Source organism: Candidatus Sarmatiella mevalonica (assembly GCF_016751895.1).
Lineage (GTDB): Bacteria > Pseudomonadota > Alphaproteobacteria > Rickettsiales > Rickettsiaceae > Sarmatiella > Sarmatiella mevalonica.
This window is the reverse complement of record NZ_JACVVM010000117.1, coordinates 1-1,323: the sequence shown is the minus strand read 5'-3', so window position 1 is coordinate 1,323 and position 1,323 is coordinate 1. Positions and strand designations below refer to the sequence as shown.

2 protein-coding genes and 1 pseudogene are annotated in these 1,323 nt (G+C 30.6%); all 3 read left to right on the top strand.

All coding sequences use genetic code 11. The annotated features are described in order from the left end of the window. The first annotated feature begins 60 nt into the window (after positions 1 to 60). Positions 61 to 276, top strand: coding sequence for a transposase (locus tag Sarmat_RS06665; protein ID WP_202149965.1), 216 nt, complete (start codon positions 61 to 63; stop codon positions 274 to 276). 322 nt (positions 277 to 598) lie between these two features. After that, complete coding sequence (locus Sarmat_RS06660) at positions 599 to 1,087, top strand: transcription antitermination factor NusB (protein WP_202149964.1); 489 nt, start codon at positions 599 to 601, stop codon at positions 1,085 to 1,087. Between the two features lie 128 nt (positions 1,088 to 1,215). Then, a pseudogene (locus tag Sarmat_RS07520) lies at positions 1,216 to 1,323 on the top strand (helix-turn-helix domain-containing protein); the annotation flags it as partial.

Below are 1,323 nucleotides of genomic sequence, written 5' to 3'. Positions count from 1 at the left end.
AAATCAATAGCACCTATGGTATTTAATGGTTCATGCAATACACTATTATTTGAAAGCTGAGTGGACAATGCTTCTTTTCATAAATCTAAGAAGACAAGAAAATTGATTGCATTAGTAAATTGCAGGATCGCTTTTTTGCCTCCATATTCACCAGATCTGAATCCAATAAGGAAATTTTGGGCTAATATGAAATGTTGGATTAAAAATCAAATTACTGAATTTGATCAATTATATGAGGCTATTTCTTATTTCTTTAAAATACCTAATTCAATCTAAATTACTATAGTTGTTGCAAGCTATATAAATGGATAATTTATTAGACCTTTTTGGAACTCTACTCATTTATGGCAACTGCGTCTGTTGATTTGAACATCTCACTTAAATTCATGTATGCTGGAAGTTTTGCGTTTTCATTTGCTTATGACTGAGAGAGTTAGAAAGAGGTCTGGTAATAATATGCGTAAAAATCATACGATCTCTTGTAAAACTTACGTAAGTCATCAGCGAATGCAAGATGTCCAATGAGCGAATCATTGCTGCGCAGTATATAATTAAAAATTTGATTAAAGAAATAATAACTAAAATACCTTAGGTTTGTATGCAAGCAATTACTTCGCGGGAATGTTTTGTGAATAAGAAGACTATATCAAGATTGTTGTGCGTACAAGTGATGTATGCTTTTATCTATCGTCACCCTTGTTATCAGTTAAATTTAGATCTAGAAAATGATGGGAAATCTCATATTTTATCTATAGCGGAAGATATAATATGTTTAAATAGTTTAGGCTATTTGAATGATGGCGATGAGAAAAAAATGCAGTTTAGCGTTGATTTTTTTAATAATTTACTGCATGTACTAGCTACTAACTATCAGGATATTAGAGGTAAAATGCATCAAGTGTTTCAAGAAAAAACCACTCATGTATTACGTGATGCGTTAATATTAGTGAGCGTAGCTGAGTTAATTTTTTATCCAGACACTACTAAAAACATTATTATTAATGATTTTTTGAAGATTGCGAAAGGTTTTGGAGTAGAGCAGGGTGTGGTGGAATTGCTTAATGCTGTACTTGAGCGAGTGCGGTAAAGAGGATAATATGATAAATTAAATTGAAGTTTGCAATATAGTAATTTAGATTGAATTAGATATCATTCTTCGTTATAATGAAAGGAAAAATGACAAAAAGCTATAGCAATGATTGAAGAGAAAAAGTAGTAGAATATTTAGAAGCTGGGAATAGTTATGACCAAGCATCTAAATTATTTAAAATAAGTGTATCAGCAATAGGAAGGTGGTATCGAAAATATAAAAAAGAAGGTAAT

Coding starts and splice junctions, on each gene's coding strand:
- Sarmat_RS06660 (WP_202149964.1), top strand. CDS start 599: ATGCAAGCAATTACTTCGCGGGAATGTTTTGTGAATAAGAAGACTATA.